Origin of the sequence: Kocuria sp. UBA1838 (genome assembly GCF_002338785.1) — a bacterium.
Lineage (GTDB): Bacteria > Actinomycetota > Actinomycetes > Actinomycetales > Micrococcaceae > Kocuria > Kocuria marina.
In genome coordinates, this window is sequence record NZ_DDIY01000015.1 from 153042 (window position 1) to 178802 (window position 25761).

Here is a 25761-nt window from a genome sequence, read left to right on the forward strand (position 1 = left end):
CCCTCGGAGTCGTAGTACTGCCGGATCTTCTCCACGTGCAGCTCGTCCTGCAGCCCCGTCTCCTCCAGGCCCACGCCGTAGTCCTCCCGGTACTGGCGGCAGCTGGAGTACCCGGAGTACGCGCTCGTGGCGAGCACCAGCAGGTCCCGGTACCCGCGCTCGTGGCTCTCGCGCAGAACGTCCGCCACGTACGGGTCCCAGTTGCGGTTGGCGAGCAGCACGGGCAGCTCCACACCACGACGCCGCAGCTCGGCCTCGAGCGCATCGCGCAGCGCCCGGTTCTGGGCGTTGATGGGGCTCACGCCGCCGTTCGCACGGTAGTGGGTGGCCACCTCCTCGAGCCGCTCGTCCGGGATGCCGCGGCCGCGCGTGACGTTGCGCAGGAACGGGATCACGTCCTCCTGACCCTCCGGCCCGCCGAAGGAGGAGAGGATCAGGGCGTCGAAGCTGTGCGGCGCGTTGGCGCGCTCGGCACTCAGGGCATTGGTCTCTCGGGTGTCAGTCATCTCAGTCAAGCACCTCGGCAATCTCGTGGGTGGTGATCCGGCGCCCCGTGTAGAACGGGGTCTCCTCGCGCACGTGCAGGCGTGCCTCGGTGTTGCGGAAGTGGCGCATGATGTCCACCAGGTCCACGAGCTCCGGGGCCTCCAGGGCCAGCAGCCACTCGAAGTCGTTGAGCCCGAAGCACGCGATGGTGTTGGCGAGCACCTGCGGGTACTCGCGGGCCTTCATGCCGTGGTTCTTGAGCATCTCCCCGCGGCGCTGCGGGTTCATGTAGTACCACTCGTAGGAGCGCACGAACGGGTAGACGCACACCCACGCGCCAGCCTCCGCACCGCGCGCGAACGCGGGCGAATGGTTGGACGTGAACTCCGCCTCGCGGTGCACGCCCATGGCGTTCCAGGACTGCCGGGTGCCCGCGAGCAGCGGCTGACGGCGCAGTTGCCGGATCGCGGCCTGCAGGGCGTCCGGTTCCTTGCCCGTGAGCCACAGCATCAGATCGGCGCTCTCGCGCATCCCGGAGACGTCGTACACGCCGCGCACGGTGACGCCCCGACCCTCGAGGTCCTTCACGAGCTCGTCGAACGCGCTGCGGTTGGCCTGCGAGTCCGCGTCCCGCGGGCGCTCACCCGTCCGCTCGAACACCGTGTAACCGGCCCAGTACAGCGTGTCCCCGCCGGCCTGTGCCGCGTCCTGGCGTGCCTCGGTTGCGTGCTCACTCATCGTGTGTGTTCCCTTTCGACTTCTCGTTCTGTTCACGTTCGATGGTTCTCGTCCCGCGCAGCACTGCCCGGGCTGCGCGGACGACGTCGCACGGCTCGGTCCCGCGCGCGGCGGTCCCTCAGTTCGGGGTCACGTCGAACCCGTGGTGCTTGAGCAGGGTCCTGACCTGGTGGCGGGTGTCGGCGACGACCGCCGCGAGTCCCGTGCCGGACAGCCACGCCCCCACGGCCGCGGCGTCCGGGACGTCCTTGAGCGCCCGGCGGAACCCCGTGACGCGGGCGCTGTGACCCGCGTCCGTGCGCGGCAGGGCGGTGTGCCACCGCACGACGTCCGCGCCCACGAGCTGTTCCGGCTCGATCGGTACGCCCAGCAGCGTGCTCGCGTCCCCGAGGGCGAGCGAGATGAGGTGCTTGTCCTCGAGCGTGACCTCCGGGGAGGGGCCCGATCCACGCGGGGTGGCCCGGCCGTAGGATAACCGCACCACGTGGCGGTGCTCCCCGGCCTCGCGAGCCACCCACTTCCACTTGGCCGTGGCGTGGGTCAGGGCCTTGGCGCGCACCTCGCGCACGTCGTCGCTCACGAGCAGACCGGTACCGCGGGGTGCACTGTCCAGGGCGGGGCAATCCAGCACGAGGGTGGCGAGCGCGATCCGGGGCCCCGAGCGAGGCGTGAAGTTCTGGACGTCGCTGACCTGCGTGCCGAGCAAGCGCACCGTGGTGGGTCCGTCCGTGGCCATCACGAGCAGTTCCCCGCGGGCCACGGCCGTCTTGTCCCCGTTCACGGGTTGGCGCTGGATCACCATCCACCCGGGCCTGCGCGGGTCGCGGTCCAGGGCGATGACGTCGTAGCGGGTCACGAGCTTGACGCCCAACCGCTCCGCGTCCCGCACGAGCCGTTCGCTGAGCAGGTTCATCCCGCCGTCGAGACCGGCCACGTTCGCACCCGCGGGGCTCGCTGTGCGCAGTGCACCCGCGGCCGCGCCCAGGCTGCCGAGTTCGCGCAAGCGGGCGCGCAAACCGGGGGCCACGGCGTCGACGTCGAGTTCGTCCGGGTGGGTCGAGTAGACCCCGGAGACGAACGGGGTGACCAACCGGTCCAGCACGCGCTGGCCCATGCGGGCACGCACGAGACCGCCGATGGAACGCTCCCCCGCGCCCACGCGGGCCGGCAGCGCCCTGTCCATGCGCGCACGGGCCACGCCCGCCCGGCCCAGGGGCTTGCGCAGCTCCGGTGCGGTGGGGTCCGCGGGGATCCCGAGCACCCCGGACTTGGGGGCGGGCACCGCACCCTCAGGGAGTTGCAACCAGGAGCCCGCGGGATGGGGGGTGACCACGCGGTCGGAGAGCCCGAGTTCCTCGAGCAGATCGGGTACGGCGTCCGAGCGTGTGGCGAAGGATTCCGCGCCGGAGTCCAGGACGAGTCCCGCCACCTCGTGGGCACCCACGGCGCCGCCGAAGTGGTCCGAGGCCTCGACCAGGGTCACGCGCAGACCGGCGCGCGCCAGGTCACGGGCGGCCGTCAACCCGGCGACGCCGCCGCCCACCACGAGAGCCGTGCGAGGACGCCGTGGCGCGGTGCGCCGCTGGGCACCGGGGGAAGTTGTCACCGAGTCTCCTTGTGGATGAAGGTCACCAGTTCGCTCAGCACGTCCGGGTCCGTCTCCGGCGGCACGCCGTGGCCCAGGTTGACCACGTGACCGGGGGCGCTGCGACCGCGGCGCAGAACGTCGCGGGCGTGCTCGTGCAACACCTCCCGCGGGGCGGCGAGCAGCGCGGGATCGATGTTGCCCTGCACCACGGTGCGCCCACCCAGACGCTGCGATGCGACGTCCAACGGGATGCGGTAATCCACACCCACGGCGTCCGCTCCCGCGTCCCGCATGGCGGCCAACAGCTCGCCCGTACCCGTGCCGAAATGGATCCGCGGTACCCCCAGGTCCGCCACGGCGGCGAGCGCGTCCGCGGAGTGGCGCTGGACGTGCGCCTCGTAGTCGGCGAGCGACAGGGAACCCGCCCACGAGTCGAACAACTGCACGGCCGAGGCCCCCGCTTCCACTTGGGCGCGCAGGAACGCTCCGGAGGTGCGCGCGGCCCACTCGGCCAGAGCGGTCCAGGACGCGGGGTCCGCGTGCATCATGGTGCGCGGGCGCAAGTGGTCGCGCGAGGGCCCGCCCTCCACGGCGTATGCGGCGATCGTGAACGGCGCGCCCGCGAAACCGATCAGCGGGGTGTCCCCGAGCTCGGCGACCGTGCGCGCCACGGCCTCGCGGATCGGGTCCAACGCCGAGTCCGGCAGTTCGGGCAGCGCGGTGACGTCCGCGGCGGTGCGCACGGGGTGGTCGAGCACCGGGCCGCGCCCGGCCACGATGTCCACGGCCACCGAGGCGAGCTTCATGGGCACCACGATGTCGGAGAAGAAGATGGCCGCGTCCACGCCGTGCCGGCGCACCGGCTGCAGGGTGATCTCCGCGGCGAGGTCCGGGGTCAGGCACGCCTCGAGCATCCCCGTGCCCTCCCGGGCGGCGCGGTACTCGGGCAACGAGCGACCCGCCTGACGCATGAACCACACGGGCGTGTGCGCGGCGGGGAGCCCCCGCAGGGTACTGATCAGGGGGGAGTCGGCCACACCCGCCGAGCGCAGCGGGTGCTCGGTGGGCAGCGCGGCGATGCGCTGCTCCCACGCGTGATCGCCGCCCGGCTCCGTGGCCGCGGCGGGATCATGGGGGGACTCGGCGCGGCGGGATTCTACGGTGCGATCATTCTGGGAAGCCATAATGGCCCCATTGTGCCAAAGGAGCCCGCCGGTTTTGATGACGTAGTGTCCGCCGGGAACGCAATCTCTGCGCCGGGCGCGCCCAGTGGTTATGCTGAGCGAGCCAGGATGAATTCGTCTAGGATGGCCGGATTGTGGTTCTTTTCTGTCTTGTCGCATCGCACCGTTCCGTCGACCTCAACACCGTCGCACGGTTGAGCACGGGGGCTCTCGGGGTGGCCGAGGAAGCCGTGTCCCAGGGTGCGCTCTCGGGGGCCATCACGCTGTCCACGTGCAACCGGCTCGAACTCTACGGTGAGCTGCCCGGGGACGGGACCAACGACGTCGCCCTGGCCCAGCAGCAGCTCGCCGAACGCGTGGCCGAGCGCGCGGGGCTGGACGAACGCTTCGTCCTGGAGACCATGGACACCTACCACGGCACCGAGGTCCCGCAACACCTGTTCACCGTGGTCTCCGGTCTGGAGTCCGCCGTGGTGGGCGAGCGTGAGATCACCGGACAGGTCCGCCGCGCGCTGAACCAGGCCCGCCAGTCCGGCACCGCTTCGGGACACCTCGTGCAGTTGTTCGAGGCCGCCGCCCGCACCGCACGTGAGGTCGGGGCCCGCACCGGCCTCGGTGAGCGGGGACGCTCCATCGTGTCCGTGGCCCTGGACCTCGCCGACGACATCACCCGCGGCAGCTGGCCCGACCGGCACGCCCTGATCTTCGGCACCGGCGCGTACGCCGGCGCCACCATGGCCGCGCTGCGCGACCGCGGCTGCGCGGACATCGAGGTCTACTCCGGTTCCGGACGCGCCCAGCAGTTCACGGACCAGCGCGGCGGCTCCCCCGTCACGGAGGTCGAGCTGCCGGCGGCACTGCGCCGCGCGGACGTCGTGATCGGCTGCTCGGGCGGCTCCGCCCCCATGCCGGCGTCCGCCTTCCCGAGCGGACCGCGCACCGTGATCGACCTCGCGCTCGCGCGGGACTTCGACCCCGCCGTCGCGGACCTGCCGGACGTGGAGCTGATCACCCTGGAATCGGTGCGCGTGGCCGCACCCGAGGAGACCCGCGAGTCCGTGAGCGCGGCGCGCGAGATCGTGGACGAGGCCGCCCAGGGCTTCGCGGCGGCCCAGAACGCCCGCACCATGGACCAGGCCATCGTGGCGCTGCGCAAGCACACCATGGCCGTGCTGGACACCGAACTCGAGAAGGTCCGTGCCCACCACGGCTGCACCGGCGCGGAGGAACAGATCGAGATGGCCATGCGCCGCATGGTCCGCTCACTGCTGCACATCCCCACCGTCCGTGCCCGTCAACTCGCCGCGGAGGGCCGCGCGGACGAATACATTTCCGGATTGGAAGCGCTGTTCGGTCTGGAGGTCGCGCCACCGCAGACCCTCCCCGCGGATCAGGATTCCCTCGCTGAACGATCCCCCTCAGACACCCCGCGTCCCCGCGCGGCCGGTTGAAGCCACGACGGGCGAGGGCCCGTCACAGAGGAGGACCCCATGAACGCTCCCGATGCACGCGACGCGCCCGCGCCCACCGGCCACACGCGGGCCCCTCGCATGACCCGGGACCAGCGGCGGGAGCAGCTGTTGAGCACGGCACTGCGGGTGTTCTCCGAAGGCGGCTACCACTCGACCTCCATGGACGAGATCGCCGCCGCGGCCGGGGTCTCCAAACCGGTGCTCTACCAGCACTTCCCGGGTAAGCGGAACCTGTTCCTGGCGCTCGTGCAGTTCACGCTCGCGGAACTGTCCGAGAAGCTCGAGCGGTCCCTGGCCAGCGCCGAGACCAACAAGGCGCGGGTGCAGAACGTGATCGACACCCACTTCGAGTTCGTGAACAGCCAGCCGGAGGCCCATCGGCTCGTGTTCAGCGCGGACCTCATGTCCTTCCCCGAGGTCGCGGCGCAACTGGACGAGTTCTACCAGGGGATTGCCGTGGCCGTGGCCGCGGTGCTCGGACCCAAAGCGGGCATGCCACCGGCCCAGGCCATCATGCTGTCCCGGGGCCTCGTGCACCTGGTCCAGACCTCCGCTGTGTTCTGGACCCGCCACCCGGAAGCGGGCACACGCGAAGAGGTCCAGGACCGGATTTTCCGTTTAGCCTGGGGCGGAATCAGGACGCTCGACGAGGAGCGCCGGGAACCTGCTCCTAAACTGATCGGCAACGACCGAGGCTGACGCGCCCGCCCCTCACCGGGGTGCGCGGCACCTGGAAGACATGGTCCGGCCCGTGATCACCGTGGGCCGGTGACGCCGCAGGAGGTACTCATGGAAATCAAGATCGGGATTCAGAACGTGGCCCGCGAGCTCGTGGTCAACGCCGACCTCTCCGCGGACGAGGTGCAGACCAAGGTCACGGAGGCGCTGAGCTCCGGCGCACCGCTCGTGCTGCAGGACACCAAGGGTTCCACCACCGTGGTCCCCTCCGCGAGCATCGGCTACGTGGAGACCGGCCAGGAGACCAAGCGAAAGGTGGGTTTCACCCCCCTGCCCCTCGGCTGAACCGCCCACGCCGTGAGGCCCCCGGACCACCGCGTCCGGGGGCCTCACCGTTTTGCGGGTACACTGGAGGTGTTTATCAGGATGACCGGTCGTCCCATGAGACCGTCACGTTCACTTGTTACCCGGCTTCGGCCCGCGCCCGGAAGGTCCCGCGCCTTCCGCTGAGCGCCCGGGCGGGGTGCGTTTCACGATCGGCTTCCTCTCACAGCGCGGCGGCCCCCGCTTCGTGCCGCTCCGTCCTCCGGGACGGCCCGGCCGATGATCCGGTGTGGTGCCCCGCGCCGACCCGTGAAGGACATTCGTGACCGATATCACTGCAACACCCGAACACGACATCATCGAGCCGGACGAGGCCGGGACCCAGGCGGTCGACACCGCCGAACCCGTGACCGAGTCCTCGTTCGCGGACTTCGGCGTCCGCCAGGACATCGTGGACGCGCTCGCCGAGCACGGCATCACCTCCCCGTTCCCCATCCAGGCCATGACGCTGCCCATCGCGCTGTCCGGCCAGGACATCATCGGTCAGGCCAAGACCGGTACCGGCAAGACCCTCGGTTTCGGCATCCCCGCACTGCAGCGTGCCGTAGGCCGTGACGACGACGGCTGGGCCCAGTTGAAGAAGCCCGGCGCCCCCCAGGCATTGATCGTGGTCCCCACGCGTGAGCTCGCGGTCCAGGTGGGCAGCGACCTCGCGATCGCCGCCAAGACCCGCAACGCCCGCGTGGCCACGATCTACGGTGGCCGCCCCTACGAGTCGCAGATCGCCGAGCTCGAAAAGGGCGTGGAGGTCGTCGTGGGCACCCCCGGGCGCCTGATCGACCTCAACCGCCAGCACTTCCTGGACCTGAGCCACGTGCGCATGGTCGTGCTGGACGAGGCGGACGAGATGCTGGACCTGGGCTTCCTCCCGGACGTGGAGAAGCTGCTGGCCACGGTTCCGCAGGTGCGCCAAACCATGCTGTTCTCCGCGACCATGCCCGGCCCCGTGGTGGCCATGGCACGGCGGTACATGACCCGGCCCATGCACATCCGTGCGGCTGCCCCGGACGAGGGCAGCACCAAGAAGGACATCCGTCAGGTCATCTACCGCGCCCACCACCTGGACAAGGACGAGGTCGTCGCGCGCATCCTGCAGGCCGAGGGCCGGGGACGGACCATCATCTTCACGCGTACCAAACGCGCGGCCGCCAAGCTCGCGGACGAGCTCATCCACCGCGGTTTCGCCGCCGCTCCCCTGCACGGCGACCTGGGCCAGGGCGCCCGCGAGCAGGCGCTGCGCGCGTTCCGTCACGGCAAGGTGGACGTGCTTGTGGCCACGGACGTCGCCGCGCGAGGTATCGACGTCGAGGACGTCACCCACGTGATCAACTTCCAGTGCCCCGAGGACGAGAAGACTTACCTGCACCGCACCGGGCGCACCGGGCGCGCGGGCAACAAGGGCACGGCCATCACGTTCGTGGACTGGGACGACGTCCCCCGCTGGCGCCTGATCGACAATGCCCTCGAGCTGGGCGTGCCCGAACCCGTGGAGACCTACTCGTCCTCCGATCACCTCTACACGGACCTGAACATCCCGCGCGGCGTCAAGGGCAAGCTGCCCAAGTCGCAGCGCACGCTCGAGGGCCTCGACGCCGAGGAGCTCGAGGACCTCGGTGACGGCAGGCCGCAGCACTCCGAGAAGCGTTCGGGCCGCGGCGGTCGCGGTGGTTCCGGTGGCCGCAACGGCTCCGGCGCACGACGCCGCTCGGGCGGTTCCGACCCCCGCAGCGGCTCCGCGGGGCGATCCCAGGCGGAGAACCAGCGGCCCCGCTCCGAGCAGGGCGAGCGTTCCCGGGAGACCTCCGTGGAGAACACGGGCGAGGGCACCAAGCGGCGCCGGCGGCGTCGTCGTTCCTCGGGGCAGAACAAGGCTGCCCAGGGCGGTCAGCAGGCGCAGCAGTCCTCTGCAGCGGGAGAGTAGATGGCGCAGTGGGAGCCCTTCGCATTCGACGCGGAGGGCACCAGCGCGATCGTGCACGGTGAGAACCTCAACGTGCTGGAGGGGCTGCCGGACGAGGCGTTCTCCCTGGTATACCTGGACCCCCCGTTCAACACGGGCAGGGACCAGGTGCGCCGCACCACTCGCTCCGTCCCCGCGGCCGCGGGCGAGGGCGATCGCGTGGGCTTCGCGGGGCGTTCCTACGAAACGATCATGGGCTCGTTGCTGCGCTACGAGGACTCGTTCGCGGACTACCTGGGCTTCCTGGAACCCCGGCTGATGCATGCCCGGCGCGTGCTGGCCACGCACGGGACGCTGTACGTGCACCTGGACTACCGCGAGGTGCACTACGTCAAGGTGCTGCTGGACGCGCTGTTCGGCCGCCGGTGCTTCCTCAACGAGATCATCTGGGCCTACGACTTCGGCGGACGCACCGCCAAGCGATGGCCGGCCAAGCACGACACGATCCTGGTCTACGTCAAGGATCCGACCGCCTACCACTTCAACTCCGCGGACGTGGACCGGGAGCCGTACATGGCCCCGGGGCTCGTGGGTCCCGTCAAAGCCGCGCGCGGCAAGCTGCCCACGGACGTGTGGTGGCACACGATCGTCTCCCCCACGGGCAAGGAAAAGACCGGTTATCCCACGCAGAAACCCGCCGGGGTGTTGCGCCGGATCGTCACGGCGTCCTCGCGTCCCGGGGACTGGGTGCTGGACTTCTTCGCAGGCTCGGGGACCACGGGCGCGGTCAGCGAGCAACTGGGCCGGAAGTTCGTGTGCGTGGACTCCAACCCCGAGGCCGTGGACGTCATGCGTCGGCGCCTGCCGGATACGGCGGTGTTCAGCGCGTCCTGATCCGGTTCACGAGCCGCTGCATCCCGACTGTTCTTCGAAACGTCGTCAGGACCGTGCCGTGCGCCCCGGCCTCACGGCCAGCGGACCTCCATCCCGGAGGTGGCCTGTTCGCAAATCCTCGTGAGCGAACGCACTGACGTGGAGTTCTCCCCCAACCGATTGGGCTTGCCCGCGCCGTGGTAGTCGCTGGATCCCGTGACGATGAGATCGTGGTCCGCGGCGAGCTTCATGAGCACCGCGCGGGACTCGTCCGGGTTGTCCCGGTGGGCGACTTCCACGCCGGCCAGACCGGCGTCGATCATCGCGTTGAAATCGGCCGGGGTGGCCACGCGACCGCGCAACGGGGCCATGGGGTGGGCGCACACCGGGACCCCGCCCGCCGCGCGCACGAGTTTGATGGCCTGCACCGGGTCCAGGGCCATGTGCCGCACGTAGTACTTAGATCGCCCGGAGAGCATGTCCGAGAACGCGGCAGAGCGGTTTGGGACGACGCCCAGCTCCACCAGGGCGTCCGCGATGTGTGGGCGGCCCACCGTGGCCTCGGGACTCACGTGGGCCATGACGTCGTCCCAGCTGATCGGGTAGTCCTGCGCGAGCAGGTCCACCATCTTGTGCGCGCGGGAGAGTCGGCTGCGCCGGGACTCCTCGATCGCGTCCAGCAGCGGTGCGTGGTCCGGGCCGTGCAGATAGCTGAGCATGTGCACCGAGATACCGTCCGCGGTGGTGCACGTGATCTCCATGCCGGGTACGAACGCGACCCCCAGGGACACGGCGGTGTCCCCCGCCTCCTGCCACCCCGCGGTGGTGTCGTGATCGGTGAGCGCGAAGACGTTGAGCCCGGCCCGGTGTGCCGCGCGGGCCACGTCCGCCGGGGACTCCGTGCCGTCCGACGCGTTGGAGTGGGTGTGCAGGTCGATTCTCATCACCTCCACGATACCCGCGGACCGCGGTGGGTCGGCCCGCGATACGCGCCGACCGGACGAGGCCGAGCCATCGCTACCGATCGCCCGGTCCTCGCTGCCCACGGGCCAGGGTTGACCGGCGTGGCACCATGGACGAGAACATTCCGCCAGCATCGCGACCCGCGCGGGAGCCCGCGCCCCGAAGGAGATGACCGCGTCCATGAGCCAAGGCTCAGCACACCCCACCGCTTCCCATCACGCGAGCGAGGACGCCGCGCAGCCCATGGACGAGCGGGTGGACAACCGCTCGCAGCGCCCCGACAACGCGGAGTTCCGCGAGTTCATGGCCTCGGGTTGGGCCGCTCCGGAGCACACGACGACGCCGCGCGCCGAGGTCGCGGAGTTCGCCGCTCAGCGCCGTGCCCGGCTCTCCCGGATGTTCCCCGGCGAGCGTCTCGTGATCCCCGCGGGCGCCCCCAAGGTGCGCTCGAACGACACCGACTATCGCTTCCGCCCGCACTCCGCGTTCGCGCACCTCACGGGCATGGGAGTGGACCACGAGCCCGAGGCCGTGCTGGTCATGGAACCCACCGAGCAGGGTCAGGGAGACGACGGCAGCGACCACACCTCCACCCTGTACTTCCACCCCATGGCCGGGCGGGACTCCGCGGAGTTCTACGCGGATGCCAAGAACGGTGAGTTCTGGGTGGGGCCCCGCCCCACGCTGGCGCAATTGCGCGACGAGTTCGCGCTGCCCACCGAGGACCTCTCCGCTCTGGAGACCGCGGTCACCAAGGACGCAGGCAACACCGCCCTGGGTGGTCTCAGCATTCGTTTGGTGCGGGACGTGGACCTGAACATGGACGCGCTCGTGGACACCTCCCGGATCAACACGGGCGTGGACCTCGAGCAGTCGGACACCAAGGACGCGACCCTGGCCGAGGCCCTGAGCGAGCTGCGGCTCATCAAGGACGAGTACGAGGTCGGGCAGTTGCGCGAGGCCGTGGCGGCCACGATCCGCGGTTTCGAGGACATCGTCTCCGTGCTGCCGCGCGCGATCGGCGGTGAACGCGGCGAGCGCGTAGTCGAGGGCGCGTTCTTCTCCCGCGCCCGCCTCGAGGGCAACGACCTCGGCTACGACACCATCGCGGCGTCCGGGAACAACGCGACCGTGCTGCACTGGATCCGCAACAACGGCTCGGTCAAGCCGGGCGAGCTGATCCTCGTGGACGCGGGTGTGGAGGCCGAGTCGCTCTACACCGCGGACCTCACCCGCACCCTGCCCGTGACCGGCAGCTACACGGACGTGCAGCGCCGGATCTACCAGGCCGTGCTCGACGCCGCGGACGCCGCGTTCGACGTCGCCGTCCCCGGTAACAAGTTCCGGGACCTCCACGCCGCGGCCATGAAGGTGCTCGCCCAGCGGCTCGAGGAATGGGGGCTGTTGCCGGTGTCCGCGGAGGTCTCCCTGTCCGAGGCCGGTCAGCACCACCGCCGCTGGATGCCGCACGGTACGAGCCACCACCTGGGACTGGACGTGCACGACTGCGCCCAGGCCAAGCGTGAGCTCTACCTGGACGCTGTGATCGAGCCGGGGATGGTGTTCACGATCGAGCCCGGGTTGTACTTCAAGAACGAGGACCTCGCGATCCCCGAGGAGTACCGCGGCATCGGTGTGCGCATCGAGGACGACGTGCTGATCACCGAGCAGGGCAACGAGAACCTCTCCGAGGCCCTCCCCCGCAACCCCGACGACGTGGAGTCGTGGATCCAGGGCATCTGGAACCGGGACGAGAACGTGGGCCCCAGCGCGGGCCCCGCGGCGTAACCCCCGGAACACCTAGAGAGTGATCCCCGGGCCCGCATGTCAGGACCCGGGGATCGCTCTCTGTGCGTGACGCCGCCGAACTCTCAGTCACTCCCGCGCCACCTTCGGGCACCATTTGTGGCTCTGGCGTGCCCGAAATTTTGTTGCGCGTGTGCCGTGGGTCAGCGCTGGTCCTCGCCGTGCGGCCGCTGGGTCGTGCCCTGTCCGTTGTGCGGGGTGGACCCGCCCTCGCGCGGTGCCTCGGGGGTACCCGGCTGTGTCCACGGCGCCGCGCGGTCGGCCGACTGAGCCGGGTTCGCGGGGATCGTGCCCGATGACGCCCCGTCTGTGGAGGGAGCGGGAGCGTCGGCCGCGGGCTGGGACGGAGCGGCGGCGTTCGCGGGGGCCTGCGGTGCGGGCTGCCCACCGGCCGGGGCGGCGTCGGAGGGTTCGAGCCGGATACCGTACTGCGGGCGTCCGTCCGGGAGGTCCGGGAACTTCGCGGAACGGTTGGCGTCTTCCTGCTGCTGATCTGCACCCGGGAGAAACACACCGTAGCGCGGCTCGGAACCGCCGGGAGCGTTCTGTCCCCCGGGATCACCCTGCACCGGAGCACCGTGAACCGGGGCGCCCTGACCCGGAGCGCCCGGCCGCCCGCCCTGGACGGGACCGCCCTGGGCCGGTCCACCGTACTGCGGGCCACCGGGGTACTGGCTGCCCTGCGGAGCACCCGAACCACCCCACTGGTCACCCTGCGGACCGGCGGGACCGCGGTACCCCTGACCCGGGTTCTGCCCGCGCTGCCCCACCACGTGGCCGCCCTCCATGCCGTTGAGCACCTGGCGGGCCTGACCCGCGACCTCCGGGGCGGCGAGGACCTCGTAGCTGCCCGCCACGATCCTGCTGGTCGAGGTGAAGTCCCGCTTGCCGCGGGACATGGCGTACGTGATGGTGGCCATGAGCATCCAGAACGCGCCACCGAGGATCATGGTGAGCAACAGGGACGAAGCCATGTTGGCCCCGCCCAGCAGGGACATCAAAAGGCCGAAGAACGCGCCGAAGACCAGACCGTTGAGCGCACCCTGCAGGGCGACCTTGGGGTAGGAGAGCCGACCGGTGACCTGCTCCACGGACTTGAGGTCGCTGCCGATGATCGAGACCATGGCCACGGGGAAGTGTTCGTCCGCCATGTAGTCAACGGCTTTCTGCGCCAGGGCGTAGGTCCGGTAACGGCCCACCACCTCACCGCGGGGCATTTCCGGGGCGATGGACAGTTGGGCGGGGCCTGGTTTCGAGTTGCTCATGCCATCCATTGTCCCGTAGTCACCCACGAGCCCGCCGGGAAAACCCTGGATCATCGCAGCGGGTGAACACGGCGGCCGGTGAACCCACCCCGGATCGGGTGCCCAGCAACCGGTATTGCCCGGGTTCTGATCCCCCACTCCAGGAATGGGACCGCACAGCACGGTTCACTAGGCTGGGCGGGTGAGCACAAACCTTTCCAAGATCTTCGTCGCGAGACTCATCGGCCTGGACGTCTTCGACCCGTTGGGCGACCGCCTGGGGCGATTGCGCGACGTCGTGGTGCTGTTGCGCCCGGGTAGCAAACCGTCGGTGCGCACCCGCCCGCTCGTCGTGGGTCTCGTGGTGGAGGTGCTCGGGAAGAAGCGTGTGTTCGTGCCCATGACGCGTGTTACGAGCATCGACGCGGAGCAGATCATCTCCACCGGGCTCGTGAACCTGCGCCGCTTCGAGCAGCGCGGTGCCGAGACGCTGGCCGTGGGTGAGCTCTTCGACCGCACCGTGGTGCTGTTGGACGGTTCCGGGACCGCCACGATCGAGGACGTGGCCATGGAGAAGAGCAACAACCGGGGTGACTGGGTCATTTCGCAGTTGTTCGTGCGCAGGTCGCAGGCCACGGGAGGCTTGATCCGGCGTCGTAATCAGACGCTCGTGGTGGACTGGGAGGACGCGGACGACCCGTCCAACGCGGGGCCGCAACCGGCCACGCAGTGGATCGCGCAGCACGAGGAGGACCAGGCCGCGGACATCGCGGACGAGCTGCGGGACATGCCGGACAAGCGCAAGCTCGAGATCGCGGCGGAACTGCAGGACGAGCGGCTCGCGGACGTGCTCGAGGAGCTGCCGGAGGACGACCAGGTCTTCATTCTGACCCACCTGGACAACGAGCGCGCCGTCACGCTGCTCGCCGAGATGGACCCCGACGACGCGACCGACCTGCTCAACGAACTGCCGGAAGCGGAGGCCGAGCGGTTCATCACCATGATGGAACCCGAGGACGCGGAGGACGTCCGGCGCCTGCGCGAGTACGAGGAGGGCACGGCCGGTTCGCTCATGACGCCCGTCCCCATCGTGCTGCCCCCGGAGGCCACCGTGGCGGAAGCGCTCGCGCACATCCGCCAGGAGGAGGTCATCCCGGCCGCGGCATCCGCGGTGCTCGTGTGCCGCCCGCCGCTCGAGACCCCCACGGGTAAGTACCTGGGTCTCGTGCACACGCAGCGACTGCTGCGTTACCCGCCGCCCGAGGCGATTGGTAACCTAATCGATCGGTCCATCGAGCCCGTCTCGGACCAGGCGTCCTTAGCCGACGTCGCTCGCGAACTGGCCACGTACGACCTCACGATCCTGCCGGTCGTCAACGACCAGGACCGGCTCGTGGGTGCGGTCACGATCGACGACGTCCTGGACGCCCTGCTGCCCGAGGACTGGCGCACGTACGACGACGGAACCCCGGTCCGGAAGGTGGGTAAGCGGTATGAGTAATCCCCGGCGCAGCGCGTCCTCGCAGTATTCGCCCGGCCCCCTGGACCAACCGCGCGAGAAACGCCCGGGGTACCTGACCCGCTTCCGCCCCAACCCGGACGCCTTCGGGCGGCTCACGGAGTCCTTCGCCCGCTGGATGGGCACGCCCCAGTTCTTGCTGTGGATGACCGTGTTCGTCACGGTGTGGTTGGCGTGGAACACCCTGGCGCCCGAGAGCATGCAGTTCGATCCGCGCGCGTTGAACTTCACGCTGCTGACACTGATGCTCTCGTTGCAGGCCTCCTACGCCGCTCCCTTGTTGCTGCTCGCGCAGAACCGGCAGGACGACCGTGACCGCGTGGTCGCCGAGGAGGACCGTAAACGCGGGCAACAGAACCTCGCGGACACCGAGTACCTCACCCGGGAGATCGCGTCCCTGCGCATCGCGTTGCGCGAGGTCGCGACCCGCGACTACGTCCGCTCCGAGTTGCGCGGGCTGCTCGAGGAGATCCTCGAGGACCAGGACCGCCGCGCCGCCGGTCAGGCCGCCGCGCAGTCCCAGGCCACCAAGTCCAAGACCAAGAAGTCCGAGGGCAAGAAGTCCGACGGCTCCACCAGGGCCCCGCGTGCGAAGAAGATCGAGCTCGAGGACCCCGAGCAGGAAGGACCGCATCAGTGAACGGGAGCACCATCGACCCCCGACTGCGCGCAGCCCTGGACGGCGTGATCGACCCCGAGCTGCGCCGCCCGGTGACCGAGCTCGGGATGATCCCCGAGGCCGTCCTCGAAGGCGGGACGGCACGCGTGACCGTGCTGCTCACGGTCTCCGGGTGCCCCATGCGCACCACGATCGAAGCGGATCTCCGTGCCGCCCTGAACGAGCTCCCGGACGTCCGCGACGTCGCCGTGGACGTGGGTGTGATGACCCCGGCGCAGCGCCAGGAACTGCAGGAGAAGCTCGGGCACCACCGCACCAACCCGTTCGCGGACCCGCATTCACTCACCCGCGTGCACGCAATCACGAGCGGCAAGGGCGGGGTGGGAAAGTCCAGCGTGACGGTGAACATCGCCGCCGCGCTGGCCGCGATGGGACGCACCGTGGGCATCGTGGACGCGGACATCCACGGCTTCTCAGTACCCGGTCTGCTGGGGATTGCGCAACCACCCACGCGCGTGGGGGACATGATCCTGCCGCCCGTCGTGGAGGTCCCGGAGGGTGCGGACCGCCGGCCCGAGGACAGCGCGGCTGGGGCCGGTCACCGCTCGCGCGGGGTGCTCAAGGTGATCTCGATCGGGATGTTCGTGGATCCCGCCCAGCCCGTGGCGTGGCGCGGCCCCATGCTGCACCGCGCGGTGGAGCAGTTCCTCACGGACGTGCACTTCGGGGACCTGGACCACCTGCTCCTGGACCTGCCCCCGGGCACGGGGGACATCGCGATCTCGGTGGGTCAGCTGCTGCCCCGCTCGGGCGTGGTCGTGGTCTCCACGCCCCAGCACGCCGCCGTGAGCGTGGCCCAGCGTTCGGGGACGCTCGCCGAGCAGACCGAGCAGAAGGTCACGGGCGTCGTCGAGAACATGTCTGCGATGGTCATGCCGGACGGCACGCGCATGGAGGTCTTCGGAGCGGGCGGTGGCGAGACGATCGCGAGCTCGCTGTCCGAGCGCCTGGGCTACCCCGTCCCCCTGCTCGGCAGCGTCCCCCTGGACGTCACCGTGCGGGAGGCCTCGGACCGCGGCGTGCCCGCGGTATGGGATCGGCCGAACTCCCCCGCCGCCGAGCAGCTGTGGGCCGTCGCGCGCGCCCTGGATCAGCAGGGCCGCGGGCTGGCCGGTAAGAATCTGGGCATCACGCCGCGCGGTTGAGCGATCTCCCTCGGGACGCCGCCGCCGCACGGCCCGCTTCCCGCTCGCCCGGCACCTACCCGTCTGTTCACGCGGCGTCGGTCTGATGACGGGACGGCTGTCAGCTCACGCGGCGCGCGGCCGATAGCGCGGCGGCCGGTTGCTCACGCCGCGCTCGACGGCTCACGTGGCCTCGGTGTCGAACGGGGCGCGTTCGCCTCGCGCGAGCCGTCGCACCGTGGGTGCGGCCACGGTGGAGGCCTCGTACTGGTGGCGGTTCTGTTCCTCGTCGTCCTCGAGCAGCGCTTCACGCACGATCACGCGCGGGTCGTACTGCCGGGGGTCGAGCTTGCGCCAGTCGAGGTCCGAGAATTCCGGGCCGAGAGTCGCCTTGAGATCGTCCGTGGCACCCGTGGCGTAGCGCCGGATGGACTTGACCATGTCCTTGAACTTCTCGGCGTACTCGGGCAACCGCTCGGGCCCGATGATCACCAGGGCCACGATGAGAATGATGATGGCTTCCCCGCCTGAAATCCCGAACACCCGCTGAGCCTATCAACGTCGTGGAACGCCCCGGTGGGGGCGGTCCTTAACCGAAAATTTCCTTGAGTCCGTCCGCGACCGTGGCCCCGAAACTCTCGTCCTTCTGCGAGGGCAGGCTGACCCGTCCCCGGTCCTCCGCCACGACTGCGCTCACGGTCTGGGCCAGGGTGGCCGGTGCGGTGTCCGATGTGAGGGTGTACACGGCGTCCGGGCGCACCATCACCGCGCGCCATGGTTGGGAGCGGTCCACCCACAACCGCGCGCCGTCGAGCACCGACCGGTGCATGCCCTCGGCGCCCACGGGGAGCCCGGTGATGCCGTCCATGGGGTTGTCGGGATTGATGTCACCGCGCTGCTCCACGATGGTCACCGAGCCGTGATCGTTGTGCAGGGCCACCGCCACGACGGGCTGGCCCCCCACCTGCGACTGTTGGATGTCCGCGACCGAGTACCCCTTCGCGGCCAGACCCGGAACGGCCCACCCCCGGGCGCGCAGGCTCTGGATGTCGGCCTCCGAGGTGGTGTCTACCATTCCCCGGGGACCGGGTGACCACGTGGCCTCCGACCGAGCGTCCGCGCTCTGGCGCTGCTGCACTTGCTTGCCCACGCTCCACACGGCGGTGGTCAGCAGGGCGACGCACACGCAGGCCGCGAAGGCGGTCATGAGACCCACGGCCCGCCGACTCGGCCGACGCCAGGGCCGGCGCACCCTGCTGCGACCCGCGACCCGTGTGGACACCCCGTCCCCCTCCCTGTTCGTCCCCTGCTGCGACCGCCCTGCGGCGGCCGCGTTCGACGCCCCAATTGTGCGGCAGGATTCTGACAGCGATCTGGACACCGACCGGGCGTTCCCGGCGGTGCCCTCAGACCGCGATAAGCTGAAGCACCGTGAGCCCGGACATGACGCCGGGCCCGCCACGTCGAAGCGCTGGGTCCGCGGGGATCCGGGCACACACAGCAGTGAAGGGCACGCCGCGTCCATGAGCACGGATAAAACCACGAGCTGGGCCTATTGCGAGGCCTACGCCACGGAGGACGAAACCGCTTTCCGTGCGCGCGAGCGCTCCCTGGCCCTGCGCTTGGACCCCGTGACCCCGGCCACCGCGGCGCTGCTGACCGTCCTGGCGTCGTCGTCCCGCCCCGCGACCGTGGTGGAAGTGGGCACCGGTGCGGGCGTCTCGGGGCTCGCGCTGCTGCGCGGGATGCCGTCCGAGTCCGTCCTCACGACCATCGACACCGACATCCGGGCCCTGCGCGCCGCGCGGGACACGTTCCGCGAGGCCGGTTTCGAAACCAAACGCACCCGCACGATCTCCGGTGCGGCCTCCCTGGTGCTGCCGCGGCTCACCGAGAACGCGTACGACATGGTGTTCATCGACGCGGACGTGGTCAACACCGCCGAGTACGTCATCGAGGGTGCCCGGTTGCTGCGTCACGGCGGGATGCTCGTGGTCAACGACGCCCTGCACCAGGACCTAGTCCCCCAGCCCGCGCAGCGCCAGGAGGAGACCGTGATCATGCGCGACGTCGTGCGCACCCTGCGGGACGAACCGCGGTTGTCCACGGCCGTCGTGCCCACGGGAACGGGTGTACTGCTGGCCGTCCGGCTGTGAGCGGCTCCCTGTTCAAGGACGCCGGACTCGTGGCCCTCGGCGGCGCCGCGGGGAGTCTGGCCCGCTGGTGGGTGTCCCTCGTGCTTCCGGCAGGATCCGGGTGGTCGTGGGCCACGTTCGCGGTCAATGCCTCCGGCGCCTTCCTGCTCGGGCTGCTGCTCGAAGCGCTCACCCGCCCCGGCCGCGAGCGCCGTGGTGCCCACACCGCGCGCATGCTGCTCGGCACCGGGCTTCTCGGCGGGTTCACCACCTACTCGACCTTCGCACTGGAGCTGTGGGAGCGCGTGCGCTCCGGGGCGAGCGCGGCCGCGTTCGGTGACGCGGTGCTGATGCTCGTCGCGGGGCTGGCCGCCGCGGCCGCGGGTCTCGCGGTGGGCGCCTGGCTCCGGGGACGACGCCGCGGCACGCCCACCGCGGGAGCGGCGCGGTGATCGCGGTACCCGCCGTGGCCCTGGGCGGCGCCGTGGGAGCGGTCCTGCGTTTCCTCCTGGACCGCGGGATCACCGCCCGGTGGGCTCCCACCTTCCCCGCGGCCACACTGCTGATCAACGTGACGGGGTCGTTCGTGCTCGGTGTGGTCACCGGACTGAGCGCGGTTCTGGGACCCGTGTGGACGCTCGCCCTGGGCACCGGGCTGTGCGGTGGCTACACGACGTTCTCCACGGCCATGGTGGACGCCGTACGGCTCGCGCGAGAACAACGTGCCGGGGCCGCGGTGGTGTCGGTGCTCGGAACCGTCCTGTGGAGCCTGCTCGCCGTGGCCGCGGGGCTCACCCTCGGGAGCCACTGGGCGTTCTGAGCCCCGAACGCCGCGAGGGCCCCTCACTCGATGTGAGGGGCCCTCGCGACACGGGCGTGGGGGGTGTCGGTGCTACTGCGTCACCGAAGCCAAGCACTCGCGCAATTCCGCGGCCTCGTCCGACTTGAGTTCCACCACCAGACGCCCTCCGCCTTCCAGGGGGACCCGCATGATCAGACTGCGTCCTTCTTTGGTGACCTCCATGGGTCCGTCACCCGTCCTCGGCTTCATGGCCGCCATTTATGAGCTCCTCTTCGTGAGTACTTACGCTCGCTATCTTATCGAACGCTCAGCCAGTACCGTGACCCGGCACACGACGCGGGAGCGCTCGGAACCATCTGTGCCATAGCGCGCAGCGCGTGTGTGGACAGCGCCTGCGGCAAGGGCCGCCGCGCGGGGTCACGGCGGGTAGTCGCCACCGCCGGGTAGTTGCTTCCAGTGCCACAGCCACCCGACCCACACGATCTGCAGCACTGCCCCGAAGATCACGAGCAGCACCCGATAGGCGCGCGAGTCGCTCACGTGCACCAGGGCGGCGGCGAGCGGCGCCCACGGCAACAGCAACCGGAACGTGGAGCTCTGCGGGTTGAGCACGAGCAGCAGATAGCACCCGTAGGCCGCGATCCACACACGGACAAAGAACGGCAGGGCCCGCTTGACCGTGTCCGAACGCAACAGCATCACGACCGCCGCCACGAGCACCACGGGAGCGACGAGTCCGGCGATCGGGCCCAGCAGATCGGTGGCCTCGCGGAACCACGGCAACACGGGGATCACGTGCTGGCTCCCGCGCCAGGCGGCCTCCGTCTCGGTGTAGGCCATGGGCTCCCGCGTGACGACCCACGCGATGGCCGGCCACGCGAGGGCGGCAGCGCACGCGATCAGCGCCACCACGAGCCAGCGGTCCAGGCACCGGTACCACGCCCGACGTCGCGCGAGCACGTCCCCCACGCTGCGCCACAACCACCACACCCCCAGCGCCGCGGCCAGGGCCACGCCGGTGGGTCGGGTCAGTGCCTGCGCCACCACGAACACGGTGACCCACACGGGCCGGTCCCGCACGACGCACAACATGGCGCTCAGCAAGAACAGCATGCTCAGCGCCTCGGCGTACGGGGTCTGCAGCACGGGTGCCACGGGGTTGAACGCGAACACCGCCACGGCCCACAGTGCCGGGCGTGAGACGCCCCCGGGAGTGCGGGGCCCGGCCATCACGGGTGCTTGGCACACCAGTCGGTAGAACACCAGGGCCGCACCGAAACCGGCCACGAGGGACACCGTGGCGGCCGTGACGGCCCACCCGGTCCCGGTCAGTGCGTCGATGCCGCGCACGAGCAGCGGGAACACGGGGTAGAACGCCCACGCGTTCTCGGACACCGTGCCCAGCGAGTCCCGGGGCACCTGGAACGGATACCCCTCCCGGAAGATGGTGTGGTACCAGTCGGCGTCCCACGTGTTCACGAAATCCAGGTAACCCAGGGCGCCGTTGCCCCACGGCCCGGGACCCTGTTGGGCACCCACGACCGTGAACACCGCCCAGCCCCAGACCCGCGACACCCCGTAGACCACGAGCACGGCGAGCCACCACGGAGCCGCCGCCCACAGTCGACGCATCCTCCCCGCACGGGAGTCGTGCGCGCTGCGCGCGGGGTCCGCCACCGCCGTGGAACTCACGCGCCGGAACCGGGGGCGCGAGCGTCGTCGCCCCTGGAACGGGGTATTGCGGTGCCAGGGTCGGTGTCGCCGCGCACGGAACCGCGCGCGCCATCCGCGGGAGCGGCGTCGTCGCCCCCGGAACCGGGCGCCGCGGCGTCGACCGCTGCCTTGCCCGGGGCGGGAGAGGCACCCGGGGCGGGGCCGGAGACCGGGATGCCGTCGTCGTCGGCGTGGACCGCGGTGAGGATCTCCACGACCTCGGCCACGCTGTCCGTGACCCGGAACAGTTCGAGGTCCGCGGTGGAGACCTTGCCGTCGGCCACCAGCGTGGTGGTGATCCAGTCCAGCAACGGGCCCCAGTAGTCCGTGCCCACCAGGATCACCGGGAAACGCGTGATCTTGCCCGTCTGCACGAGGGTCAGTGCCTCGAAGAGTTCGTCGAGCGTACCGAAGCCGCCCGGCAGCGCCACGAAGCCCTGGCTGTACTTCACGAACATGGTCTTACGGGCGAAGAAGTAGCGGAAGTTGATGCCCAGGTCCACCCAGTCATTGAGGCGCTGTTCGTGGGGCAGCTCGATGCCGATCCCTACCGAGTGCGCGCCCACGTCCACCGCTCCCCTGTTCGCGGCCTCCATCACACCGGGGCCGCCGCCCGTGACCACGGTGTAGCCGGCCTTGCCGATTTCCCGTCCCAGCTCGCGCGCGAGCTCGTACTCCGGGTGCCCCGGCGCGGTGCGCGCCGACCCGAAGACCGAGACGGCGGGGCCCAGGTTCGCGAGTGCGTCGAAGCCTTCAACGAACTCCGCCTGGATCCGCAGGACACGCCACGGGTCGGTGCGGGTGAAGTCGTCCGGTTCGGCGGGGCGCTGGTCCAGGAAACGCTGGTCGGACGTGCGCCGATGCAGCTGTTTGCGGCGCAGCACCACCGGCCCCTTGTGACGCTCGGGGGGTAGGGAACGTTCGTGCGGTGTCTCAGGGGTGTGCATGCCCACCAGGCTACGTTCTCGTGCTGCACGACGCCGCAGAACTCCCCTGCGGCATGCAACGCGGTGAGTACTCGAGCCAACCTCCCCCGCCTCGGATCGGATACCCGATCACCCCGCGCTCAGGACAACCAGGACGCGAGCGCACGGTGGCAGGCCCGGACGGCGTCATCGAACACGTGCTCGTCGTCGGTGTGGGCGAGCAGGGCGTCCCCGGGGCCGAAGTTCACGGCAGGCACCCCGGCCTCCGAGAAGCGGGCGACGTCGGTCCAGCCGTACTTGGGCATGGGCTCCCGCCCCACGGCGGCCACGAACTGCGCGGCGGAGGGCCGGTCCAGCCCGGGACGGGCCGCCGGCGAGAGGTCCTGCCACTCGAGCTCGTACCCGGTGAAGACCTCGCACATGTGGTCCTGTGCCTGCTCGAGGGACTTGTCCGGGGCGAAGCGGTAGTTGACCTCGACCCACGCGGTGTCCGGGATCACGTTGCCCGCGACTCCCCCGCCGATCCGGATCGCATTGAGCCCTTCACGGTAGTCGAGGCCCTCCACAGTCACGGTGCGCGCCTCGTACGCGCTCAACCGGGCCAGGACGTCCGCCTGCTTGTGGATCGCGTTCTCCCCGATCCACGAGCGCCCGGAGTGGGCGGCCTTGCCGTGGGTCGTGATCCGGAAACGCATGGTGCCGTTGCACCCGCCCTCCACGGTCCCGTTGGTCGGTTCGAGCAGCACCGCGAAGTCCGCCTCGAGCAGTTCGGGGCTGTTGCGCATCACGCGGCCCAGCCCGCTCGCATCGCTCGAGACCTCTTCGTGGTCGTAGAACACGTAGGTGACGTCCCGGTTGGGCTCGGTGAGTTCGTGCGCGAGCACCAGTTGGACGGCCACACCGCCCTTCATGTCGGTGGTGCCGCGGCCGTAGATCACGTCCCCGTCCGCTTCCCGACGCCGCGTGGCCGGGACCCCGCCCAGCGATCCCTCCACGGTGGGCAGGGGCACGGTGTCCAGGTGGCCGGCGAGGATCACGCGTTCGTCTCGGCCGCGGTCCGTGCGGGCGATCACGGTGTCCCCGTCCCGGTGGACACTGAGATGGGGCAGAGCGCGCAGGGCTGTTTCGACGGCGTCGGCCAGGGGGCCCTCGTGATCGGACACGGACTCCACGTCCACGAGCGCGGCGGTCAGATCCGCGGGATCCATGGTGAGGTCGAGGGTCACGGAAGCGTCTGAACTCATGCGTGCCAGCCTACAGTTTGCCCCTGCGCCCCGCAGTGGGCGTCGCGGTCGGCTGCCGCGGGGCCTCATTGACGAGCCGCGCGGGTCGGGTCATCTACCACCGGGTCACGGGGCATCTTTTAGGATGGGCCCATGACTTCAACGAGCGAGAGCACCGAGAATTCCCGTATCGCCTCCGGAGTGGGGCTGGCCACCGTGGTGGACTCCGGCGAGCGAGAGGGGACCGTGCTGGACGTCTTCTACCCTGCGCCGAGCCTGAGCGCCAACCCGGATACGAGCTACGAGGCGGATCTGCGCGTGGCCGCCACCACGGACCCGGATCGCAACGTGCGCTCCGAGATCGTGACCACCGTGATCAACCTGGACGAGGCACCCCAGGACGCCGCGGACGCCTACCTGCGCCTGCACCTGCTGTCCCACCGCTTGGTGCGGCCCAACACCCTCAACCTGGACGGCGTCTTCGGCAAGCTCGCGAACGTGGCGTGGACCAGCCGCGGTCCCGTGCTCGCGGAGGAACTGACCCGCTCCCTGCTGCGCCTGCGCGCCAGCGGGACCGTGACCGTGCTCGGCGTGGACAAGTTCCCGCGCATGGTCGATTACGTGGTGCCCTCCGGTGTGCGCATCGGTGACGCGGACCGCGTGCGCCTCGGTGCCTACCTGGGCGAGGGCACCACCGTGATGCACGAGGGGTTCGTGAACTTCAACGCCGGCACGCTCGGCGAGGCCATGGTTGAGGGCCGGATCTCCGCCGGCGTCGTGGTCCACGACCACACGGACGTGGGCGGCGGCGCATCCATCATGGGCACGCTGTCCGGCGGCGGCAAGCAGCGGATCACGCTGGGCCAGCGCTGCCTGCTGGGCGCCAACGCGGGCGTGGGCATCTCCCTGGGTGACGACTGCGTCGTCGAGGCCGGCCTGTATGTCACCGCCGGTACCCGCGTGAGCCTCATCGAGGGCGGCGCCGAACCCCGCGTGGTCAAGGCGTCCGAGCTCTCCGGCGTGAACAACCTGCTGTTCCGCCGCAACTCCACCAACGGCGCCGTGGAGGCGCTGCCCCGCCAGGGCAGCACGGTGGAGCTCAACGCCGCACTGCACGCCAATTGATCCCCGCCGTCGCGCGTCCACGGATCGCGACGACGACGCCGCTCGGCCGGGTCCCGCAGCTCGCGGGCCCGGCCGCGCGTTTTCGTGAGGTCCACTGGATAGGGTGGGGACCATGAAGATTCTTGTCACCGGGGGAACCGGGTACATCGGCTCGCACACGGTTCTGGCGCTGCTCGAGGCGGGGCACGACGTCGTCGTCCTGGACAACCTGTCCAATTCGACCAAGACGTCGCTCGAGCGGGTGGCGGAACTCGCCGGACGCGACGTCGCGGCGTTCGAAGAGGTGGACCTGCTGGACCGCGAGGGTCTGGACCGCGTGTTCGCGCAGCACCGCCCGGACGCCGTGATCCACTTCGCGGGGCTCAAGGCCGTGGGGGAATCGGCGCAGAAGCCGCTGTGGTACTACACGAACAACGTCAGCGGGACCGTGAACCTGTTGTGGGCCATGGAGGAGAACGGGTGCCGCAGCATCGTGTTCTCGTCCTCGGCCACCGTGTACGGCGCCCCGGAGACCATGCCGCTGACCGAGAAGCTGTCCATGGACGCGCAGAACCCGTACGGCCGTACCAAGGAACACATCGAGGACATGCTCGCGGACCTCGCGGCCTCCGATGACCGCTGGTCCGTGGCCCTGCTGCGCTACTTCAACCCCGTGGGCGCGCACGAGTCCGGGCGGATCGGTGAGGACCCCTCGGGGATCCCCAACAACCTCATGCCGTTCGTCGCGCAGGTGGCCGTGGGCCGCCGCGAGAAGCTCATGGTCTTCGGCGACGACTACCCCACCCCGGACGGCACCGGCGTGCGCGACTACATCCACGTGGTGGACCTCGCGGACGGACACCTACGTGCCCTGGACCGGATCAGCCGGGACCACGGCGTGCACGTGTGGAACCTGGGCACCGGCCGCGGCTACTCCGTGCTGGAGGTCCGCGAGGCATTCCAGAAGGCCTCGGGCCGGGAGATCCCCTACGAGATCGCCCCGCGCCGCCCCGGCGACGCCGCTGTGTCCTACGCCGATCCCTCCTCCGCCCTCGCCGAGCTGGGCTGGTCCGCGGACCGGGACATCGACACCATGTGCCGGGACCACTGGAACTGGCAGAAGAACAACCCGAACGGTTACGACGGCTGAGCCGAGCGGCGGCGGCGTGCCCGCACCGACGAACGAGCCCCGATCACCGAACGGTGATCGGGGCTCGTCG

At 70.3% G+C, this 25761-nt stretch carries 26 protein-coding genes; 14 read left to right on the forward strand and 12 right to left on the reverse strand.

Annotated elements, in window-relative coordinates:
• The 4 genes from B3I25_RS07550 to hemE form a co-directional block, all read right to left on the reverse strand.
• Positions 1-506, reverse strand: a 506-nt coding sequence (locus B3I25_RS07550; RefSeq protein WP_286738480.1) for a ferrochelatase, incomplete at its 3' end; no start/stop codon positions are given.
• Between the two features lies 1 nt (position 507).
• Entirely contained in the window at positions 508-1224 is a 717-nt protein-coding gene (gene hemQ, locus B3I25_RS07555; RefSeq protein WP_098053941.1) for a hydrogen peroxide-dependent heme synthase, read from the reverse strand.
• 118 nt (positions 1225-1342) lie between these two features.
• Positions 1343-2830: a protoporphyrinogen oxidase gene (gene hemG, locus B3I25_RS07560; protein WP_085107679.1), complete on the reverse strand. Its 1488-nt coding sequence runs from the start codon at positions 2828-2830 to the stop codon at positions 1343-1345.
• Positions 2827-3996 carry a uroporphyrinogen decarboxylase gene (gene hemE, locus B3I25_RS07565; RefSeq protein ID WP_098053937.1) on the reverse strand — a complete coding sequence of 390 codons (1170 nt, stop codon included), beginning with the start codon at positions 3994-3996 and terminating at the stop codon, positions 2827-2829. The genes hemG and hemE overlap by 4 nt, the downstream gene beginning before the upstream one ends.
• A gap of 134 nt (positions 3997-4130) precedes the next feature.
• Here hemE and B3I25_RS07570 point away from each other — a divergent pair, with 134 nt between their 5' ends.
• From B3I25_RS07570 to B3I25_RS07590, 5 genes are all read left to right on the forward strand, one after another.
• Positions 4131-5447, forward strand: coding sequence for a glutamyl-tRNA reductase (locus B3I25_RS07570; protein WP_286738481.1), 1317 nt, complete (start codon positions 4131-4133; stop codon positions 5445-5447).
• A 39-nt stretch (positions 5448-5486) separates the two neighbouring features.
• On the forward strand, positions 5487-6167 hold the full coding sequence (locus B3I25_RS07575; protein WP_286738482.1) for a TetR/AcrR family transcriptional regulator: 681 nt from the start codon (positions 5487-5489) through the stop codon (positions 6165-6167).
• Positions 6168-6257: 90 nt separating this feature from the next.
• Positions 6258-6491, forward strand: coding sequence for a DUF3107 domain-containing protein (locus tag B3I25_RS07580; RefSeq protein ID WP_035965329.1), 234 nt, complete (start codon positions 6258-6260; stop codon positions 6489-6491).
• A 301-nt stretch (positions 6492-6792) separates the two neighbouring features.
• On the forward strand, positions 6793-8451 hold the full coding sequence (locus B3I25_RS07585; RefSeq protein ID WP_064846079.1) for a DEAD/DEAH box helicase: 1659 nt from the start codon (positions 6793-6795) through the stop codon (positions 8449-8451).
• A complete protein-coding gene (locus B3I25_RS07590) occupies positions 8452-9324 on the forward strand; it encodes a DNA-methyltransferase (protein WP_064846078.1) in 873 nt (290 codons plus the stop codon).
• Between the two features lie 71 nt (positions 9325-9395).
• On the opposite strand, the gene B3I25_RS07595 is transcribed toward B3I25_RS07590, so the two are convergent.
• Entirely contained in the window at positions 9396-10247 is an 852-nt protein-coding gene (locus tag B3I25_RS07595) for a PHP domain-containing protein (protein ID WP_064846077.1), read from the reverse strand.
• Positions 10248-10446: 199 nt separating this feature from the next.
• On the opposite strand from B3I25_RS07595, the gene B3I25_RS07600 reads away from it, so the two are divergent.
• Positions 10447-12054, forward strand: a complete 1608-nt coding sequence (locus B3I25_RS07600) for an aminopeptidase P family protein (RefSeq protein ID WP_085107710.1) — start codon at positions 10447-10449, stop codon at positions 12052-12054.
• A gap of 161 nt (positions 12055-12215) precedes the next feature.
• On the opposite strand, the gene B3I25_RS07605 is transcribed toward B3I25_RS07600, so the two are convergent.
• Positions 12216-13337, reverse strand: coding sequence for a general stress protein (locus B3I25_RS07605; protein ID WP_286738484.1), 1122 nt, complete (start codon positions 13335-13337; stop codon positions 12216-12218).
• A gap of 181 nt (positions 13338-13518) precedes the next feature.
• Here B3I25_RS07605 and B3I25_RS07610 point away from each other — a divergent pair, with 181 nt between their 5' ends.
• The 3 genes from B3I25_RS07610 to B3I25_RS07620 are packed head-to-tail and all read left to right on the forward strand — an operon-like array spanning position 13519 to position 16659.
• Positions 13519-14817, forward strand: a complete 1299-nt coding sequence (locus tag B3I25_RS07610; RefSeq protein WP_064846075.1) for a magnesium transporter MgtE N-terminal domain-containing protein — start codon at positions 13519-13521, stop codon at positions 14815-14817.
• Positions 14810-15475: a DUF1003 domain-containing protein gene (locus tag B3I25_RS07615; RefSeq protein WP_241246790.1), complete on the forward strand. Its 666-nt coding sequence runs from the start codon at positions 14810-14812 to the stop codon at positions 15473-15475. The genes B3I25_RS07610 and B3I25_RS07615 overlap by 8 nt, the downstream gene beginning before the upstream one ends.
• Entirely contained in the window at positions 15472-16659 is a 1188-nt protein-coding gene (locus B3I25_RS07620; RefSeq protein ID WP_085107178.1) for a P-loop NTPase, read from the forward strand. Before B3I25_RS07615 ends, B3I25_RS07620 begins: the two co-directional genes overlap by 4 nt.
• A gap of 162 nt (positions 16660-16821) precedes the next feature.
• On the opposite strand, the gene B3I25_RS07625 is transcribed toward B3I25_RS07620, so the two are convergent.
• Both B3I25_RS07625 and B3I25_RS07630 read right to left on the reverse strand, forming a co-directional pair.
• On the reverse strand, positions 16822-17181 hold the full coding sequence (locus tag B3I25_RS07625) for a sec-independent translocase (RefSeq protein WP_085107176.1): 360 nt from the start codon (positions 17179-17181) through the stop codon (positions 16822-16824).
• A 46-nt stretch (positions 17182-17227) separates the two neighbouring features.
• Positions 17228-17845: a hypothetical protein gene (locus B3I25_RS07630; protein ID WP_085107208.1), complete on the reverse strand. Its 618-nt coding sequence runs from the start codon at positions 17843-17845 to the stop codon at positions 17228-17230.
• A 316-nt stretch (positions 17846-18161) separates the two neighbouring features.
• On the opposite strand from B3I25_RS07630, the gene B3I25_RS07635 reads away from it, so the two are divergent.
• Genes B3I25_RS07635 through crcB form a run of 3 tightly spaced genes read left to right on the forward strand, consistent with a single transcriptional unit; the run spans position 18162 to position 19593 of the window.
• Entirely contained in the window at positions 18162-18794 is a 633-nt protein-coding gene (locus B3I25_RS07635) for an O-methyltransferase (RefSeq protein ID WP_064846071.1), read from the forward strand.
• Entirely contained in the window at positions 18791-19225 is a 435-nt protein-coding gene (locus B3I25_RS07640; protein WP_085107174.1) for a CrcB family protein, read from the forward strand. Before B3I25_RS07635 ends, B3I25_RS07640 begins: the two co-directional genes overlap by 4 nt.
• Positions 19222-19593 (forward strand): fluoride efflux transporter CrcB, encoded by a 372-nt coding sequence (gene crcB / locus B3I25_RS07645; protein WP_085107172.1) that lies wholly within the window; start codon positions 19222-19224, stop codon positions 19591-19593. Before B3I25_RS07640 ends, crcB begins: the two co-directional genes overlap by 4 nt.
• Before the next feature lie 72 nt (positions 19594-19665).
• On the opposite strand, the gene B3I25_RS07650 is transcribed toward crcB, so the two are convergent.
• The 4 genes from B3I25_RS07650 to dapE form a co-directional block, all read right to left on the reverse strand.
• On the reverse strand, positions 19666-19833 hold the full coding sequence (locus B3I25_RS07650; RefSeq protein ID WP_064846068.1) for a DUF3117 domain-containing protein: 168 nt from the start codon (positions 19831-19833) through the stop codon (positions 19666-19668).
• Between the two features lie 159 nt (positions 19834-19992).
• Positions 19993-21267 carry a hypothetical protein gene (locus tag B3I25_RS07655; protein ID WP_240505703.1) on the reverse strand — a complete coding sequence of 425 codons (1275 nt, stop codon included), beginning with the start codon at positions 21265-21267 and terminating at the stop codon, positions 19993-19995.
• The gene (locus tag B3I25_RS07660; protein ID WP_085107204.1) at positions 21264-22235 is read right to left on the reverse strand and encodes a TIGR00730 family Rossman fold protein; all 972 of its coding nucleotides are present in this window, start codon (positions 22233-22235) and stop codon (positions 21264-21266) included. Before B3I25_RS07660 ends, B3I25_RS07655 begins: the two co-directional genes overlap by 4 nt.
• Positions 22236-22354: 119 nt before the next feature.
• Positions 22355-23458: a succinyl-diaminopimelate desuccinylase gene (dapE, locus tag B3I25_RS07665; RefSeq protein ID WP_131332599.1), complete on the reverse strand. Its 1104-nt coding sequence runs from the start codon at positions 23456-23458 to the stop codon at positions 22355-22357.
• A 132-nt stretch (positions 23459-23590) separates the two neighbouring features.
• Here dapE and dapD point away from each other — a divergent pair, with 132 nt between their 5' ends.
• Both dapD and galE read left to right on the forward strand, forming a co-directional pair.
• On the forward strand, positions 23591-24562 hold the full coding sequence (gene dapD, locus B3I25_RS07670; RefSeq protein WP_064846066.1) for a 2,3,4,5-tetrahydropyridine-2,6-dicarboxylate N-succinyltransferase: 972 nt from the start codon (positions 23591-23593) through the stop codon (positions 24560-24562).
• A gap of 112 nt (positions 24563-24674) precedes the next feature.
• Positions 24675-25691 carry a UDP-glucose 4-epimerase GalE gene (gene galE, locus B3I25_RS07675; protein WP_206399476.1) on the forward strand — a complete coding sequence of 339 codons (1017 nt, stop codon included), beginning with the start codon at positions 24675-24677 and terminating at the stop codon, positions 25689-25691.
• Positions 25692-25761 lie beyond the last annotated feature (70 nt).